Source organism: Burkholderia sp. HI2500 (assembly GCF_002223055.1).
Lineage (GTDB): Bacteria > Pseudomonadota > Gammaproteobacteria > Burkholderiales > Burkholderiaceae > Burkholderia.
Map to the genome: position 1 here is coordinate 2,665,197 of NZ_NKFL01000006.1, position 14,911 is coordinate 2,680,107.

13 protein-coding genes and 2 pseudogenes are annotated in these 14,911 nt (G+C 67.1%); 11 read left to right on the forward strand and 4 right to left on the reverse strand.

All coding sequences use genetic code 11. The annotated features are described in order from the left end of the window. Nucleotides 1–27: 27 nt before the first annotated feature. Nucleotides 28–279, forward strand: a pseudogene (locus CFB45_RS29740) (transposase); the annotation flags it as partial. A gap of 141 nt (nt 280–420) precedes the next feature. Here CFB45_RS29740 and CFB45_RS29745 read toward each other — a convergent pair. After that, nucleotides 421–1,107 (reverse strand): hypothetical protein, encoded by a 687-nt coding sequence (locus tag CFB45_RS29745; protein ID WP_089428621.1) that lies wholly within the window; start codon nt 1,105–1,107, stop codon nt 421–423. A 202-nt stretch (nt 1,108–1,309) separates the two neighbouring features. On the opposite strand from CFB45_RS29745, the gene CFB45_RS29750 reads away from it, so the two are divergent. Next, the gene (locus CFB45_RS29750) at nt 1,310–2,587 is read left to right on the forward strand and encodes an MFS transporter (RefSeq protein ID WP_089428622.1); all 1,278 of its coding nucleotides are present in this window, start codon (nt 1,310–1,312) and stop codon (nt 2,585–2,587) included. 417 nt (nt 2,588–3,004) lie between these two features. On the opposite strand, the gene CFB45_RS29760 is transcribed toward CFB45_RS29750, so the two are convergent. Then, nucleotides 3,005–3,952, reverse strand: coding sequence for a LysR family transcriptional regulator (locus CFB45_RS29760; RefSeq protein ID WP_089428624.1), 948 nt, complete (start codon nt 3,950–3,952; stop codon nt 3,005–3,007). 115 nt (nt 3,953–4,067) lie between these two features. Here CFB45_RS29760 and CFB45_RS29765 point away from each other — a divergent pair, with 115 nt between their 5' ends. From CFB45_RS29765 to CFB45_RS29790, 6 genes are all read left to right on the forward strand, one after another. Further along, on the forward strand, nt 4,068–5,123 hold the full coding sequence (locus CFB45_RS29765) for a 4-hydroxythreonine-4-phosphate dehydrogenase PdxA (RefSeq protein ID WP_089428625.1): 1,056 nt from the start codon (nt 4,068–4,070) through the stop codon (nt 5,121–5,123). 67 nt (nt 5,124–5,190) lie between these two features. Further along, nucleotides 5,191–6,363 (forward strand): L-rhamnonate dehydratase, encoded by a 1,173-nt coding sequence (locus tag CFB45_RS29770; protein ID WP_089428626.1) that lies wholly within the window; start codon nt 5,191–5,193, stop codon nt 6,361–6,363. A gap of 8 nt (nt 6,364–6,371) precedes the next feature. Then, nucleotides 6,372–7,289 (forward strand): dihydrodipicolinate synthase family protein, encoded by a 918-nt coding sequence (locus tag CFB45_RS29775; protein WP_089428627.1) that lies wholly within the window; start codon nt 6,372–6,374, stop codon nt 7,287–7,289. A gap of 122 nt (nt 7,290–7,411) precedes the next feature. Beyond that, on the forward strand, nt 7,412–8,704 hold the full coding sequence (locus CFB45_RS29780; RefSeq protein WP_089428628.1) for an MFS transporter: 1,293 nt from the start codon (nt 7,412–7,414) through the stop codon (nt 8,702–8,704). A gap of 52 nt (nt 8,705–8,756) precedes the next feature. Beyond that, the gene (locus CFB45_RS29785; RefSeq protein ID WP_089428629.1) at nt 8,757–9,704 is read left to right on the forward strand and encodes a YncE family protein; all 948 of its coding nucleotides are present in this window, start codon (nt 8,757–8,759) and stop codon (nt 9,702–9,704) included. A 1-nt stretch (nt 9,705) separates the two neighbouring features. Then, nucleotides 9,706–10,665, forward strand: a complete 960-nt coding sequence (locus tag CFB45_RS29790) for an amidohydrolase family protein (protein ID WP_089428630.1) — start codon at nt 9,706–9,708, stop codon at nt 10,663–10,665. 131 nt (nt 10,666–10,796) lie between these two features. Here the strand turns inward: CFB45_RS29790 and CFB45_RS29795 are convergent, their stop codons facing one another. After that, a complete protein-coding gene (locus CFB45_RS29795) occupies nt 10,797–11,162 on the reverse strand; it encodes a DUF1493 family protein (protein ID WP_089428631.1) in 366 nt (121 codons plus the stop codon). 3 nt (nt 11,163–11,165) lie between these two features. After that, a pseudogene (locus CFB45_RS29800) lies at nt 11,166–11,557 on the reverse strand (STM2901 family protein). Between the two features lie 308 nt (nt 11,558–11,865). Here CFB45_RS29800 and CFB45_RS29805 point away from each other — a divergent pair. Genes CFB45_RS29805 through CFB45_RS29815 form a run of 3 tightly spaced genes read left to right on the forward strand, consistent with a single transcriptional unit; the run spans nt 11,866 to nt 14,907 of the window. After that, the gene (locus CFB45_RS29805) at nt 11,866–13,128 is read left to right on the forward strand and encodes an ABC transporter substrate-binding protein (protein WP_373558427.1); all 1,263 of its coding nucleotides are present in this window, start codon (nt 11,866–11,868) and stop codon (nt 13,126–13,128) included. Next, nucleotides 13,112–14,080, forward strand: a complete 969-nt coding sequence (locus CFB45_RS29810; RefSeq protein WP_241022388.1) for a carbohydrate ABC transporter permease — start codon at nt 13,112–13,114, stop codon at nt 14,078–14,080. The genes CFB45_RS29805 and CFB45_RS29810 overlap by 17 nt, the downstream gene beginning before the upstream one ends. Beyond that, nucleotides 14,068–14,907, forward strand: coding sequence for a carbohydrate ABC transporter permease (locus tag CFB45_RS29815; protein WP_089428633.1), 840 nt, complete (start codon nt 14,068–14,070; stop codon nt 14,905–14,907). The genes CFB45_RS29810 and CFB45_RS29815 overlap by 13 nt, the downstream gene beginning before the upstream one ends. The last annotated feature ends 4 nt before the right edge of the window (nt 14,908–14,911 follow it).

Consider the following 14,911-nt stretch of genomic DNA (forward strand, 5'->3'; position numbering starts at 1 on the left):
AGACTGCGAACGTCATATCGTCGCGGCATGGCGACACGCAAAATCAGTAGCGAGTTGTGGGCGACGCTGGAACCGTTGATTCCGAAGTTCACGCCACCTCCCAAGGGTGGACGGCGGCGCACGATCGATGATCGAGCAGCGCTGAACGGCATCCTGTATGTACTGCAGACCGGTATTCCTTGGGAAGACCTCCCTCAGGAGTTGGGCTTTGGCAGTGGTATGACGGGCTGGCGACGTCTACGAGATTGGCGGGACGCCGGCGTATGGGAGCGGCTGCATCTGGCGATGACATGAATCCATGTCCAAGTTTATGTCCAAGCGTCTAAATCGACATCGAGAAATCGCTTTAAATGCAATAGTGTAGGCGGCTTTCTCTTGCTTCTGCATCGAGACGCCGCACGCCTTTACGTCGTTAAACCATCACCCGCCCGGTTCGCGCCCGACCTGTTCGAGCGGCGGGTTGAACCCGAGCACCGTGTACTCCCGCACGGACACCGTTCCTTTCCCCGCCGCGCCCTGCACGACGACCGCGCGCACCGCACCGGCCCGGTCGAATGTCAGGCGGGTGCCGAGGGTCGCGTTGCGCAGCGCCTCCAGTTCCTCGATGCGCGCGATCGCCAGCTTGCGCACCGCGCCGGACACGTACACCGGCAGGAACACCAGCGCGATGAAGATCGACACCGCGTCCTTCCAGGCGGTGTCCAGCACCGGCTGCCCCGACAGCACGAGTGACAGCGAGGTCGCCGCGACGAAGATCGCGAGCACGGTCGCGCCCACGCCGAGCGACGAGAACCGCTCGGACGCCTTCTTCATGCGCGCCTTCACGAGCGCACGCGTGGTCGCGGCGGGCACCAGCCATTCGCGCTGCGCGCCGTAGTACCCGGCGAAGCCGAGGAACAGCGTCGCGACGGCGCTGATGCCGATGGCGGTGTACAGCGCGTCGAACAGCATGCAGACGAATTCGAGCACGAACACGATCACCGGCGGCCACAGCAGCAGACGGAACGAATAGCCGTCGCGGCCGTGCCCGCGGATCCACCATTTCACCGGCGGCAGGTCCCAGAAGCGGCTCTCGCGGCGGAGTGAAAGTTCTTCGTCGTCGGTCAATTCTTCACCTGTGGTGCTCCGTTGCGTCGGGTTCGGCTGATGCAGATGATGCGGCTGATGCCGCTGAAACGGGAATGAATACCTGGGGTTATCGATTGATCCCAAAGATTCATTAGACAGTGTCTCCGCCGCCGCGCGATGCTGGCCCGGCCAGTGAACGCGGCGTCATTGTCACGCCGCGCACGAGAATGGAGTGAGACACATGCCTAACGACCACCGTCAACGGCGCCACACGCTGTGGCTGCTGTGCGCGCTTTCTTTCATCCTCTACGTCGACCGCGTCAACCTCGCGACCGCGGCCGGCGCGATCAAGGCCGAACTCGGCCTGTCGAATACCGAACTCGGCGTCGCATTCTCCGCGTTCGCGTATTCGTATGCAATCTGCCAGATCGGCGGCGGCTGGATCGCCGACCGGTTCGGCGCCCGCATCACGCTGATCGGCTGCGGGCTGATCTGGGTCGTGTCGACCTTCGCCACCGGGCTCGTGCACAGCCTCGGGCTGCTGTTCGCCGCGCGCCTGCTGCTCGGCATCGGCGAAGGCGCGACGCTGCCCGCCCAGGCCCGTGCGATCACCCACTGGTTCCCGCGCGAGCGGCGCGGCGTCGTGCAGGGCTTCACGCATTCGTTCTCGCGGCTCGGCAACGCGGTCACGCCGCCGATCGTCGCCGCGCTGATGACCTGGCTGTCGTGGCGCGCCGCGTTCTTCGTGATCGGCGCGGTCACGCTGGTGTGGCTCGCATGGTGGATCGTCGGCTTCCGCGAACATCCGCTCGGCGACGAAGCCGGCACCGGCCGCACGCGCACCGCCCGCCCTGCGCCGCCCGCCGGCCCGACGCCGTGGGGGCCGCTGTTCCGCCGGATGGCGCCGACCATCTTCGTCTACTTCTGCTACGGCTGGACCGCGTGGCTGTTCTTCACGTGGCTGCCGACGTTCTTCCTGAACGGCCAGGGCCTGAACCTGAAGTCGACCGCGCTGTTCGCGTCCGGCGTGTTCTTCGCGGGCGTGGTCGGCGACACGCTCGGCGGCTGGCTGTGCGACCGGATCTACCGGAAGACCGGCAACCTCGCGCTGTCGCGCCAGAGCGTGATCGTCGCGAGCTTCGTCGGCGCGCTCGTGTGCCTGCTGCCGCTCGCGGTCGTGCATTCGACGGCCGGCGTCGCGCTGTGCCTGTCGGGGTCGTTCCTGTGCCTCGAACTGACGATCGGGCCGATCTGGGCCGTGCCGAGCGACATCGCGCCGACCCACGCCGGCATCGCGAGCGGGATGATGAACGCGGGCTCCGCGATCTCGGGGATCCTGTCGCCGATCCTGTTCGGCTATCTCGTCGATCGCACGGGGAGCTGGACCGTGCCGTTCATCGGCTCGGTCGCGATGCTGCTGATCGGCATCGTCGCCGCGCTGCGGATTCGCCCGGATCGCTCGTTGGCGGAATCGAGGTCGGCGCTCGCTGACGCGCCTGCGGCGCCGTCGGTGCACTGAGGCGGGTCGTCGCGGTTTCGCCTGCGTCGGCCGTCTCGCCGGCATCGCAATCACGCTTCGTTGCGTTCCGCGATGGTGGTGCATGACCGACTCGGCTTGCGCGGTTAGCTTGGTTAGCTTGGTTAGCTTGGTTGGCTTGGTTGGCTTGGTTGGCTCGGTTAGCTCCGCTGATCCGGCTGGTTCGGCTGGTTCGGCTGGTTCGGCTGGTTCGGCTGGTTCGGCTGGTTCGGCTGGTTCGGCTGGTTCGGCTGATCCGGCTGATCCGGCTGGCTCGGCTGGCCGGGGTAGCGCGGCTGGCCAGGTTGACTCGGCCTGCTCGGCTGGTTCGGCCGGCTGGGCTGATTCGGCCAACGCGGCTGATTCGGCCACCTCGGCCGGCGCGGCTGGCTCGGCCGCCTTGGCTGGCAAACCGCGCCGTTACTCGCCGCCATCATCTCCGGCTCCTTCGCGGTGAAACAGCGCAAGAAACTGCTGCGCAGGGATACTCAGCGGCCGGTCGCGCCGCACAAGGCTGCCGTACGACGGCAGCTTCTGTTCGAGCGTGTAATCGATGATCGCGACGAGCCCGTGCTCCGCATTGCGCTGCGCCACCGTCAGCGGAATCACGCCAAGCATCGTCGAACGGTCGACGAGGTTCATCGTCGTCAGGATCGACCCCGTTTCGACCAGCCCACGCGGCATCGGCTGGTGCCGCGCGTTGAACTCGCGCTCGACGACCTCGCGCGCCGGGCTGCCTGCCGGCTGCAGGATCCACGTGTAATCGAGCAGCGCGTCGAACGCCACGGGCCCCGCGCCCGCGAGCGGATGGTCGCGGCCCGCGATGATCGCGAGCGCCTCGTCATCCACCACGCGGAAATCGCAATCGGTCCCGACGTGGCGCCCGATCACCACTTCGAGCACGCCTTCGCGCAGCTGCGGCATCAACCGGTCGCTCGTATCCACCGCGATGTCGATCGCCAGCAGCGGGTAACGCGCCTTCAACTGCACCAGCGCCTCGGTGAGCCGCCCCGGCGACGCCGCCATGATGCTGCCGATCGCCAGCCGCCCCGCGCTGCCGAGCTGCAGTTCGCCGAGCTCGCGGTTCAACGCCTCCACACTGCCGCGAATGCCGCGGAAATAGCCGAGCACGCGCTCGCCGGCCGGGTTCAGCACGAGCCCGCGCCCGACGCGATCGAACAGCCGCTGGCCGAGCGCGCTCTCCAGCTCGGCCAGCATCTTCGTCGCGGCCGGCTGCGTGAGGCCCATCTGGTCGGCCGCCGCGCGCAGCGTCGAGCATTCGTCCACGGCCAGCAGCAGCGCGATCTGCCGCATGCGCAGCCGGTTCAGCAGCTGCGGCGTCGAGTCTCGTCGGTCGATCGAGCCCATCTTTGATTACTCCAGGTTATCGATTCATCAAGAGTTTTCAATTTACCGACTCATTCCGTCTACCTAGCATGAACCCGATAGACAAACGGCCAAGCGCCGCCACCGGAGACACCGCATGAACACCCCCTCGCCCGCCGCCGCCCTGCCCGTCGTCGCGCTGACGCTCGGCGACCCCGCCGGCATCGGCGCCGAATTGATCGCGAAACTGCTCGCCCGCCCCGACGCCACTTCCCGCGCGAATCTCGTGCTGATCGGCGATCGCTGGCTGTGGGAAGCCGGCCAGCGCGTCGCGGGCGTGACGGTCGACGTCGAACCCGTCGAATCACTCGCCGCCGCGCGCGGCCGGCCGTCGACCGAACGCGCCGCGTTCGTCGCCCTCGACACGATCGATCCGGCCGACGTCACGGTCGGGCAGCCCGGCGCGGCCGGCGGGCGCTCGACGCTGACCGTGCTCGACCTGTGCCTTGACGCCGCGCTCGCGGGCGAGATCGACGCGATCTGCTTCGCGCCGCTGAACAAGTACGCGATGAAGCTCGGCGGGCTGAAGCACGAGGACGAGCTGCACCACTTCGCCGAAGCGCTCGGCGTGACCGGCTACTTCTGCGAATTCAACACGCTCGGCGAGCTGTGGACCGCGCGCATCTCGTCGCACATTCCGCTGAAGGATGCGCCGGGCTACCTGAGCATCGAGCGGATTGAACAGGCATCCGAACTGATCTACCGGTCGCTGCTCGCGAACGGCGTCGCCGCGCCGAAGGTGGCGATTGCCGCGTTCAACCCGCACGGCGGCGACGGCGGCAGCTGCGGCCGCGAGGAAGTCGACATCATCGAGCCGGCGGTGCGCAAGCTGCAGGCGCGCGACTGGCCGACCGACGCGCCGTTCCACGGCCCGTTCCCCGCCGACACGATCTTCCTGAAGGCGCAGGCCGGCGACTACCAGGCGATCGTCACGATGTACCACGACCAGGGGCAGATCGCGATCAAGCTGCTCGGCTTCTCGCGCGGCGTAACGGTGCAGGGCGGGCTGCCCGTGCCGATCACGACGCCCGCGCACGGCACCGCCTACGACATCGCGGGCCGCGGCACGGCCGACGTCGGCGCCACCTGGCAAGCGCTGCAGATCGCGTGCCGGATGGGCGCCGCGCGCCGCGCACAGCCCATTTCCGCCTGACCCGACGGCCCCGCCGGCCGACCGCTTCTCAACACGACAACATCACACCGAACTCCGGAGACACCCGATGAAGATCCGATCCGTGCGCGCCCGCGTCTTCCAGTGGAAAGGCAAAACCGTGCCGCCCCAGGGCAACTTCTGCTCGAACGCGATGGACCTGCTGTACGCGCCGCAGGAAACGATGAGCACGTTCCGCTTCCATTCATGGACGGTCGTCGAAGTCGAGACCGACGACGGCATCGTCGGCCTCGGCAACGTCGCGCTCGCGCCGCACGTCGCGAAGGTGATCATCGACCAGTACCTCGCGCCGCTCGTGATCGGCCAGGACCCTTGGGACTACGAATACCTGAACCAGCGGATGTACCGCGCGACCCACGCATGGGGCCGCAAGGGCATCGGCATGGCCGCGATCTCGGCGGTCGACATCGCGATCTGGGACATCCTCGGCAAGAGCGTCGGCAAGCCCGTGTTCAAGCTGCTCGGCGGCCGCACCAAGGAAAAGGTCCCCTGCTACTACTCGAAGCTCTACCGCACCGACCTGAAGGAGATGCAGGACGAGGCGCAGCGCTACCTAAAGGAAGGCTTCCGCGCGTTCAAGATGCGCTTCGGCTACGGGCCCGCGCACGGGCAGCAGGGCGTGACCGAGAACCTGAAGTCGGTCGCGGCGATCCGCGAGGTGATCGGCTACGACAACGACCTGATGCTCGAGTGCTACATGGGCTGGAACCTCGAATACGCGAAACGCATCCTGCCGAAGCTCGAGAAATACCAGCCGCGCTGGCTGGAGGAACCGGTGATCGCCGACGACATCGACGGCTACGCGGAGCTGAACCAGCTCACGCGCATCCCGATCTCCGGCGGCGAGCACGAGTTCTCGCTGTACGGCTTCAAGCAGTTGCTCGATCGCAAGGCCGTGTCGGTCGTCCAGTACGACACGAACCGCGTCGGCGGGATCACGATGGCGCACAAGATCAACGCGCTGTGCGAGGCGTACAGCGTGCCGGTGATTCCGCATGCGGGCCAGATGCACAACTATCACCTGACGATGAGCACGCTCGCGTCGCCGATGAGCGAGTACTTCCCGATGTTCGACGTCGAGGTCGGCAACGAGCTGTTCTATTACATCTTCGACGGCGAGCCGGTGGCCGAGAACGGCTTCGTGCAACTGCGCGACGACGTGCCGGGCCTCGGCCTCACGCTGAAGACCGAATTCCTCGACCAGTTCGACATCGTCGAGTGAGGCCCGCCATGCACGCACGCTACCAGGGCGTCTTTCCGGTTGTGCCGACGATTTTCGACGCGACCGGCGCGCTCGATCTCGACGGCCAGCGCCGCTGCCTCGAATTCATGATCGATGCCGGCTCGCAGGGCCTCTGCATCCACGCGAACTACTCCGAGCAATTCGCGCTCGGCGACGACGAACGCGACCTGATCACGCGCGCCACGCTCGAGCACGTCGCAGGTCGCGTGCCGGTGATCGTCACGACGTCGCACTTCAGCGCGCGGATCTGCGCGGAACGTAACCGGCGCGCTCAAGCACTCGGCGCGGCGATGGTGATGGTGATGCCGCCGTATCACGGCGCGACGTTCCGCGTGCCGGAGGCGCAGGTGCGCGCGTTCTTCCGCGAAGCCGCCGACGGCCTCGACATTCCGCTGATGATCCAGGATGCGCCCGCGAGCGGCGTCGCGCTGTCCGCGCCGTTCCTCGCGTCGCTCGCCCGCGAGATCGACGCGGTGTCGTACTTCAAGATCGAGACGGCCGGCGCCGCGTCGAAGCTGCGCGAACTGATCGCGCTCGGCGGCGATGCGATCGAGGGGCCGTGGGACGGCGAGGAAGGCATCACGCTGCTCGCCGATCTCGATGCCGGCGCGACCGGCGCGATGACGGGCGGCGGCTATCCGGACGGGATTCGCCAAATCACCGACGCGTATTTCGCCGGCCGTCGCGACGAAGCGGTCGAACAGTACGCGCGCTGGCTGCCGCTGATCAACTACGAGAACCGTCAATCTGGATTCCTGACCGCGAAGGCGCTGATGCGCGAAGGCGGCGTGATCGCGTGCGACGCGCCGCGCGCACCGTGGCCCGAGCTGCATCCGCAGGTGCGCGCCGGCTTGCTCGACGCGGCGCGGCGGCTCGATCCGCTCGTGCTGCGCTGGGGGCGCTAGGCGCGAGGCACCCGGCATCGGTTCACCCGTGCAACGCCGCAAGGCGTTGCGCACCGGCGCGTCACGGCGTGACAGCGGTCCATCAGAAGACCGCCGCCGCCATTACCAAGATTGGAGACACCATGACCCTGTTGAACCCGGCCACCCCGGCCTACGAAGCCGGCGAAGCCATTCCGCGCCGCCGCTGGCTGCGCGTGATCCCGCCGCTGCTGCTCGCCTGCATCATTTCGTACATGGACCGCGTGAACATCGCGTTCGCGATGCCCGGCGGGATGAACGCCGATCTCGGCATGGACGCGACGATGGCCGGCCTCGCCGGCGGCATCTTCTTCTTCGGCTACCTGTTCCTGCAGATTCCTGGCGGCCGGCGCGCGGCGCTCGGCAGCGGCAAGACCTTCATCGCATGGTCGCTCGTGAGCTGGGCCGTGCTGTCGGTGCTGACCGGGCTCGTCACGCACACCTGGCAGTTGCTGACGCTGCGCTTCCTGCTCGGCGTGGCCGAGGGCGGGATGCTGCCGGTCGTGCTGACGATGGTCAGCCACTGGTTTCCCGACCGCGAGCGCGGCCGCGCGAATGCGATGGTCATCATGTTCGTGCCGCTCGCCGGCATGATCACCGCGCCGCTGTCCGGCTTCATCCTGGCCGCGTACGACTGGCATCACCTGTTCTTCAGTGCGGGCGCGCTGTCGCTGCTGTGCCTCGTCGTGTGGCTGATGTTCGCCGACGACGGCCCGGAGACCGCGCGCTGGGTGTCGCCGCGCGAGAAGGCCTACATCCTCGACGCGCTGCGCGAAGAACAGGAACGCAAGCGCGTGGCCGGCACGCCGGCGGCCGCGTCGTTCGGCGAGCTGCTGCGCAACCCGACGATCTGGCTGCTGATCGCCATCAACTTCTGCTATCAGGTGGGCATCTACGGCTATACGATGTGGTTGCCCACCCTGCTGAAAAACCTCACGCATACCGGGATGGGCAAGATCGGCCTGCTCGCGATGCTCCCGTATGTCGCGATGGTGATCGGCATGTTCGTCACGTCGTATTTGTCTGACCGAACCGGCAAGCGCCGCCTGTTCGTGCTGCTGCCGCTCGTCGGCTTCGCCGCATGCCTGGCGCTGTCGGTGCTCACGCATGCGTCGATGGCCGTGTCGTTCGCGTTCCTGATCGGCTGCGGCTTCTTCCTGCAGGCGGCCGCCGGCGTGTTCTGGGCGATTCCGCCGAAGCTCTGCAGCGTCGAGACGGCCGGCAGCGCGCGCGGCCTGATCAACGCGCTCGGCAATCTCGGCGGCTTCTGCGGCCCGTATGCGGTCGGCGTGCTGACCCAGCACGTGAGCGCGGCGGCCGGCGTGTACAGCCTCGCGATCACGCTCGCGGTGGCCGGCCTGCTCGCGCTGACGCTGCCGAAACGCTGCGAGGACTGACACCGGATACACGAATACGCAGGCTTGCTGACGAATCGACGGAGACCCCACCATGAACGACATCCTGTTGCTGGTGCAGAAATGCGCGCACACCTTCAGCTTCTACGACCTCGACACCAAGACCGCGCTCAAGCACGTCGTGCTGCCGAACTTCCCGCACGAGTTCACCGTCGACGTGAACGAGCGTTTTGCTTACGTCGGCATCTTCGGGATCGAGACCGCGTGGTCACGCGGCCATGACGGCGATCACCGGATCGCCGAGATCGATCTCGTCGAACGCACGCATACGCGCATGCTCGACCTGTGGCCGTACTACCGGCCGCACGGGATGGCGAGCGACCGAGACGGCCGGCTGTACGCGATGAGCGAGGCGCACGACATGCTGCTCGTGTTCGACGAGCCGACCCGACAGCCCGTGCCGAACATGGCCGTGCCGTCCGGCGGCGTGAAGACGCACCTCGTCACGCTCACGCGCGATGCGAGCCGCGCGTACGGCGTGCATCTGCTGTCGAATACGGTCACGCAATTCCATCCGCGCGACGCGACGGTCGCGCCGCGCGCGGTGATGCCCGGCCCGCGCCCCGAAGGCAATGCGCTGTCGAGCGACGAACGCACGCTGTTCGTCGCGAATCGCGGCGACGATACGCTGGTCGAGATCGACACCGACACGATGACCTGCGGCCGCCGCGTGAAGACGCGCAGCGATCCGAACCGCATCTACCGCACGAGTGCGCCCGACGGCCGTGACCTGCTGCTGCTGACCAATTCGGGCGAGCGGTCGATCTCCGTGTTCGATGCGCGGCAGCTCGAGGAGATCGAACGCATCGCGCTGCCGGCGAACCCGACCGCGCTGTCGTTCCATCCGTCGCGGCGCGTCGCGTACGTGTCGTTCCAGGACGACTACGTGCGCGAGCTCGATCTCGATACGTGGCGTTTCGTCGGCGCATTGGCAACGCTGCGCGAGCCCGATGCGTCGTACGTGCTCGCGGGAGCGCGCTGACATGCACGACGCGTCACCGCCCGACGGCATGCCGGATGCGCTCGTCGATGCACATCATCACCTGTGGCGACTCGATGCCGGTGCGCACTATCCGTGGCTGCAGGAGGACTACGATCCGGTGCGCTTCATGTTCGGCGACTACGCGGTGCTGTGCCGCGATTTCGGGGTGGACGCGCTCCGGCACGCGGCGCAGGGCGCACCGATCGTCGCGAGCGTGCACGTCGAGGCCGAACGTGCGCGTGATGAGGCGCTGGCGGAAACGCGCTGGCTGCATGAAGTCGCCGAGTCGCATGGGCTACCGTCGGCGGTCGTCGCGTGGGTCGACCTGCTCGCGGATGATGCGGATGAGCGGCTTGCCGAGCAGGCGGCGTGGCCACGCGTGCGTGGCGTGCGCTTCAAGCCGCGCGCCTCGGCCGCGCCGAACGTGTCAGTCGACGGACCGGGCACACTGCGCGATCCGCGCTGGCCGGCCGCGCTGGCGCGCCTCGCCGCGCATGGGCTGTGCTGGGATCTGCGCGTGCCGTTCTGGCATCTCGAGGAAGCGGCTTCGATGCTCGCCGATGCACCGGATGTCGACGTCGTGCTCGAACATGCAGGGCTGCCGTGGGATCGCTCGGACGCGGGCCTCGCGCGATGGCGACGCGGCATGGAGGCGCTTGCCGCGTCGCCGCGCGTGGCCGTGAAGATCTCCGAACTCGGCCTGCGCGACGCGGTGTGGAACGAAGCGGACAACGCACGGATCATCCGCGACACGATCGCGATCTTCGGCGCGCAGCGCTGCCTGTTCGCCAGCAACTTTCCGGTGGCGGGGCTGCGTGTGTCGTATCCCGCGCTGCTGCGCACGTTCGCTCGTGCGATGACGCATCTCGATGATGCCGAGCGCCGCGCGGTCTGGCATGACAACGCAGTGCGGGTGTACCGGATTGCGCTCGACGTGCCACACGGGCCGACGCGCGGATGAAGCCGCGCGCGCGACAAATGCACCGGCTCAAGCGCAATAAACAGGTAGGTGGAGAAAATTCGCGTGGCGTAATTGTGTTTCCGCCAGCGAAAAGGGCCGGTCAGTACATCGACCGGCCCTGCGATATACGATCACTGCCCCGCAGCAGCCTCGATCACGTCCGTGTCCCACTTCCCACGTCGCGTTGCCTCGGCCAGCATCCCCAAGGTCAGCGGCCGCCGCTCAGGGTGCCGGAGGCGCTTGACGAACAACCCGATAAGTGACGACAGCAGTTCCTGACCTTCGGGGCCAAAATAGCGCCGGTACGGGAATCCTTGGGCGTCGACGCCGAATGTCTCTGCCCACCTGTCGATGAACTCCACCCCATCGAGACCCGTGACGCCGAGATCCTGCTCAAGCCGGGATTCCGGCTGCAGGTTCAGCTTGCCACCGAGCAGCGGTCGACCGAGTTCTTCGCGTGTGAAGGCTTCCAGGCGTTCCCAGGTATCGTCTTTCATGGTTCAGAGCACCCGGTCCTCGGGCTTTACGAATCGGTTGTAGGTCGACACGGTGTTGCGCATGATCAGGTAGGCGTCGCGCGCCAGGAACACCTCACCCACGACGGGGATCGCCCGACCGACCCACGCGCCGAGGCGGCGAGTGAAGGCGATCCGAATACCGGACAAGCCGACACCCATGATCATCGGCAGGCGAAACGGCAACGTTTGAGGAAACAACTTCCGAGCTGCAAGGGAGGCGACGGACGTGCCCGGCGTAGCGCCAGCGAACTTGCCAGGGACGGGGACGTCGGCCTGACCGAGAAGCATCGCCGACGCAGCGGCGAGATCGTCCAGGCCGAGCTGCTTGCGTGTCTCGTCGAACGCGACCAAGGCGAACACGTCGACGGCCGCAAATCCCGCCAAGTGCCGTACGTGTACCTGTTTTCACTCTTTCATTTTTCTCCTGATCCAGCAAGGGCGCTGCTCTCTCAGCGGGTGCCCCTGCGAAGGCGACACTTTACCGCATCGCCTGAAACAGCCTGACCAGCCGGGTTCCCCGCCCACCACCACATTTTGTGCATCGCACGACCAACCCTGAGCAAAAAGTATCGGTTGGCGTTTTCTTTTGATGTGGTGCCCGCATCGCCCCCGTCACACCATTGTTCCTGCCGTCATCGACGGCATTCGAACAAGCAGAATCAAGGAGACACGGGTGAACAAGATGCGAATCGTCGCAGCCGGCCTGCTGCTCGGCGCCTGTCTGCCGGGCGTCGCGGCCGCGCAGGTCTGCAAGGTGCCGACCCTCCGGGTGCTCGCGCAGAAGAGTCTCGGCCTGTCGGTGATGGAGAAGTCGCTGGCCGACTACGAGAAGAAGAGCGGCACCAAGGTCGAGATCAGCTATTTCGGCGAAAACGACCGCCGCGCGAAGTCGCGGCTCGACGCGTCGACCGGCGCGGGTTCCTACCAGATCTACTACGTCGACGAGGCGAACGTCGCCGAATTCGCGTCGGCCAACTTCGTGCCGCTCCTCAAGTACTACCCGAAGGAATACGACTACGACGACTTCCTGCCCGGCCGCCGCGCGGTCGCGAGCTACAACGGCGTCGCGTACTTCGCGCCGCTGATCGGCGGCGGCGACTTCCTGTTCTACCGCCGCGACCTGCTCGACGCCGCGCACATCCCGGTGCCGAAGACGCTCGACCAGCTCGTCGCCGCGATCAAGAAGCTCAACGCGCCGCCGAAACTGTACGGCTGGGTCGCGCGCGGCCAGCGCGGCTCCGGAATGAACGTGTGGCGCTGGTCGCCGTTCATGCTCGGGATGGGCGGCGCGTGGACCGACAAGGGCGGCCAGCCCGCGTTCAATTCGCCGGCCGCCGTGAAGGCCACGCAGCTCTACAGCGACCTGTTCAAGTACGCGCCGCCGGGCGCGGCGACCTACGACTGGAGCAACGCGCTCGAAGCGTTCCGCTCGGGCAAGGTCGCGTTCATGATCGAGTCGACACCGTTCGCGGACTGGATGGAGGATGCGAGCAAGTCGAGCGTGGCCGGCAAGGTCGGCTACACGCGCCCGCCCGCACCGCTGCCGTCGGCCGCCTATGGCCACGGCTTCGCGATCTCGGCGGTCGGCGCGAAGGAAGACTGCACGCGGATGGCCGCCGGCCGCTTCATTGCGTGGGCGACCAGCAAGGACCAGGAGCAGGCGCGGCTGCGCAACGGCGTGTTCAGCGACTACAACCGGTCGAGCACGATCGCGAGCCCGTACTTCAAGCAGCACGTCGCGCCGCAGATCCAGGCCGGGCTGAACGACACCAACCCGGTCACGCAGGTGACGATCTGGCGCACGCCGCAGTGGCCGGATATCGGCGACAACCTCGGCATCGCGCTCGAGCAGGTGTTCACCGGCACGCAGACGGACGTGCGCGGCACGCTCGACGACGCAGACCAGTACGCGAAGGACGCGCTCGAACATGGCGCTCGCAAATGACGGCGCCGGCGGACGCGCGCTCGGCGTCCGTCCGGCCCCTGCCCCGCCTTCCGCACCGTCCGCCCGGCGCGGCCGCGCGCGCCGCGACCGCACGAGCCTGCCGTGGGTGTTCCTCGCACCGACGCTCGCGCTGCTCGCGGTCCTGAGCCTCGTCCCGACGGTCGCCGCGATCAATCTCGCGCTGCGCAACCGCGTGCTGCGCTATCCGGACAGCGAATACGTCGGCCTGCGCAACTTCATCCGGCTCGCGTCCGACCGGCGCTTCCTGAACGCGATCGAAGTGTCGGTGCTGTGGGAAGTCGTCACGGTGGCCGGCGCGGTGCTGGTCGGGATCGCGCTGGCCGTGTTCCTGTTCGAGCGCGTGCACGGCCGCTGGCGCCGCCTCGCGTCGCTGGTGCTGATCATGCCGGTGCTGCTGCCGCGCGTGTCGGCCGCGTTCATCTGGAAATTCATGTACGCGCCGCTCACCGGCATCCTGAGCTGGCTGCTCGGCATGCTCGGGATCGAGAACACCGCGTTCCTCGCCGATCCGCATCTCGCGCTGTACGCGGTCGCGCTGGTCGACGTGTGGCAATGGGGGCTGTTCTTCGCGGTCGTGATCCTGAAGCTGCTGGAGACGCTGCCGCCCGAGCCGCTCGAAGCCGCGCGGCTCGACTACGCGACCACGTGGCAGGTGCATGCATACATCACGTTGCCGATGCTGAAGGCGCCGCTCGTGAGCCTCGTGTTCATCAAGATGGTCGAATCGCTGCGCTCGTTCGACCTGATCTACGTGATGACCAAGGGCGGCCCCGGCATCGCGACCGAAACGCTCGACCTGTACGCGTACCAGCAGGGCATCGGCCTCGCCGGCAAGGTGTCCTATGCGTCGGGCATGGCCGTGCTGATGATGGTCGCGACCACGCTCGTCTTCACGCTCATCTGGAAGAGGGTCAACAAATGGGACGACTGATGGCCCGCCGCGGCACCGCCGCGACCGTTTCGACCGCAACGACTGTCGCGATCGCCGGCGCGATCCTGCTCGTCGCCGCGTTCCCGCTGTTCTGGGCCGTGCTCAATTCGCTCAAGCACCTGCTCGACATCGTCACGCCCGTGCCGCGCTTCATCTTCACGCCGACGCTCGCGAACTACGAGCAGGTGCTGTCGAGCCCCGAGGTGCTGATCGGGCTCGGCAACAGCATCGCGATCGTCGGCGCGGCCGTGCTGATCGGCGCGGTGCTCGGCGTGCCGGCCGCGTATGCGATCGCGCGTTACCCGATACGCGGCAAGCGCGACATCCAGTTCTTCCTGCTGTCGCTGCGCTTCCTGCCGCCGGTCGCGGTCGCGCTGCCGCTGATCGCGATCTGGGTCGATCTCGGGCTGTACGACACGAAGCTGTCGATGATCGTCACGTACCTGCTCGTCACGCTGTCGACCATCACGTGGCTGTCGATCCCCGTGTTCCGCCGGCTGCCGCGCGAGATCGAGGAAGCCGCCGCGCTCGACGGCTACGGCCCGTACGCGGTGTTCTGGCATATCGCGCTGCCGGTGTGCGCGAGCACGCTGCTCGGCGGCATCGTGTTCAGCTTCGTGCTGGTGTGGAACGAACTGATGATCGCGCTCGCGCTGACGTCGTCGCGCAGCGCGACGCTGCCGGTGGTCGCATCCGCGTTCACGTCGCTCGGCCAGGAAGTGCCATGGGGCGTGATCAACGCGTCGACGGTGCTGCTCGCGCTGCCGCCGCTCGTGTTCGTCGGCATGCTGAGCCGCCTGCTCAATTCGATGGTCAAGGGAAAATAAGGAG

Excerpts from the sequence above, each read along its gene's own strand:
- CFB45_RS29750 (WP_089428622.1), top strand. The coding sequence starts at position 1,310 with ATGCCTAACGACCACCGTCAACGGCGCCACACGCTGTGGCTGCTGTGC.
- CFB45_RS29760 (WP_089428624.1), bottom strand. The coding sequence starts at position 3,952 with ATGGGCTCGATCGACCGACGAGACTCGACGCCGCAGCTGCTGAACCGG.
- CFB45_RS29765 (WP_089428625.1), top strand. The coding sequence starts at position 4,068 with ATGAACACCCCCTCGCCCGCCGCCGCCCTGCCCGTCGTCGCGCTGACG.
- CFB45_RS29770 (WP_089428626.1), top strand. The coding sequence starts at position 5,191 with ATGAAGATCCGATCCGTGCGCGCCCGCGTCTTCCAGTGGAAAGGCAAA.
- CFB45_RS29775 (WP_089428627.1), top strand. The coding sequence starts at position 6,372 with ATGCACGCACGCTACCAGGGCGTCTTTCCGGTTGTGCCGACGATTTTC.
- CFB45_RS29780 (WP_089428628.1), top strand. The coding sequence starts at position 7,412 with ATGACCCTGTTGAACCCGGCCACCCCGGCCTACGAAGCCGGCGAAGCC.
- CFB45_RS29785 (WP_089428629.1), top strand. The coding sequence starts at position 8,757 with ATGAACGACATCCTGTTGCTGGTGCAGAAATGCGCGCACACCTTCAGC.
- CFB45_RS29790 (WP_089428630.1), top strand. The coding sequence starts at position 9,706 with ATGCACGACGCGTCACCGCCCGACGGCATGCCGGATGCGCTCGTCGAT.
- CFB45_RS29795 (WP_089428631.1), bottom strand. The coding sequence starts at position 11,162 with ATGAAAGACGATACCTGGGAACGCCTGGAAGCCTTCACACGCGAAGAA.
- CFB45_RS29805 (WP_373558427.1), top strand. The coding sequence starts at position 11,866 with ATGCGAATCGTCGCAGCCGGCCTGCTGCTCGGCGCCTGTCTGCCGGGC.
- CFB45_RS29810 (WP_241022388.1), top strand. The coding sequence starts at position 13,112 with ATGGCGCTCGCAAATGACGGCGCCGGCGGACGCGCGCTCGGCGTCCGT.
- CFB45_RS29815 (WP_089428633.1), top strand. The coding sequence starts at position 14,068 with ATGGGACGACTGATGGCCCGCCGCGGCACCGCCGCGACCGTTTCGACC.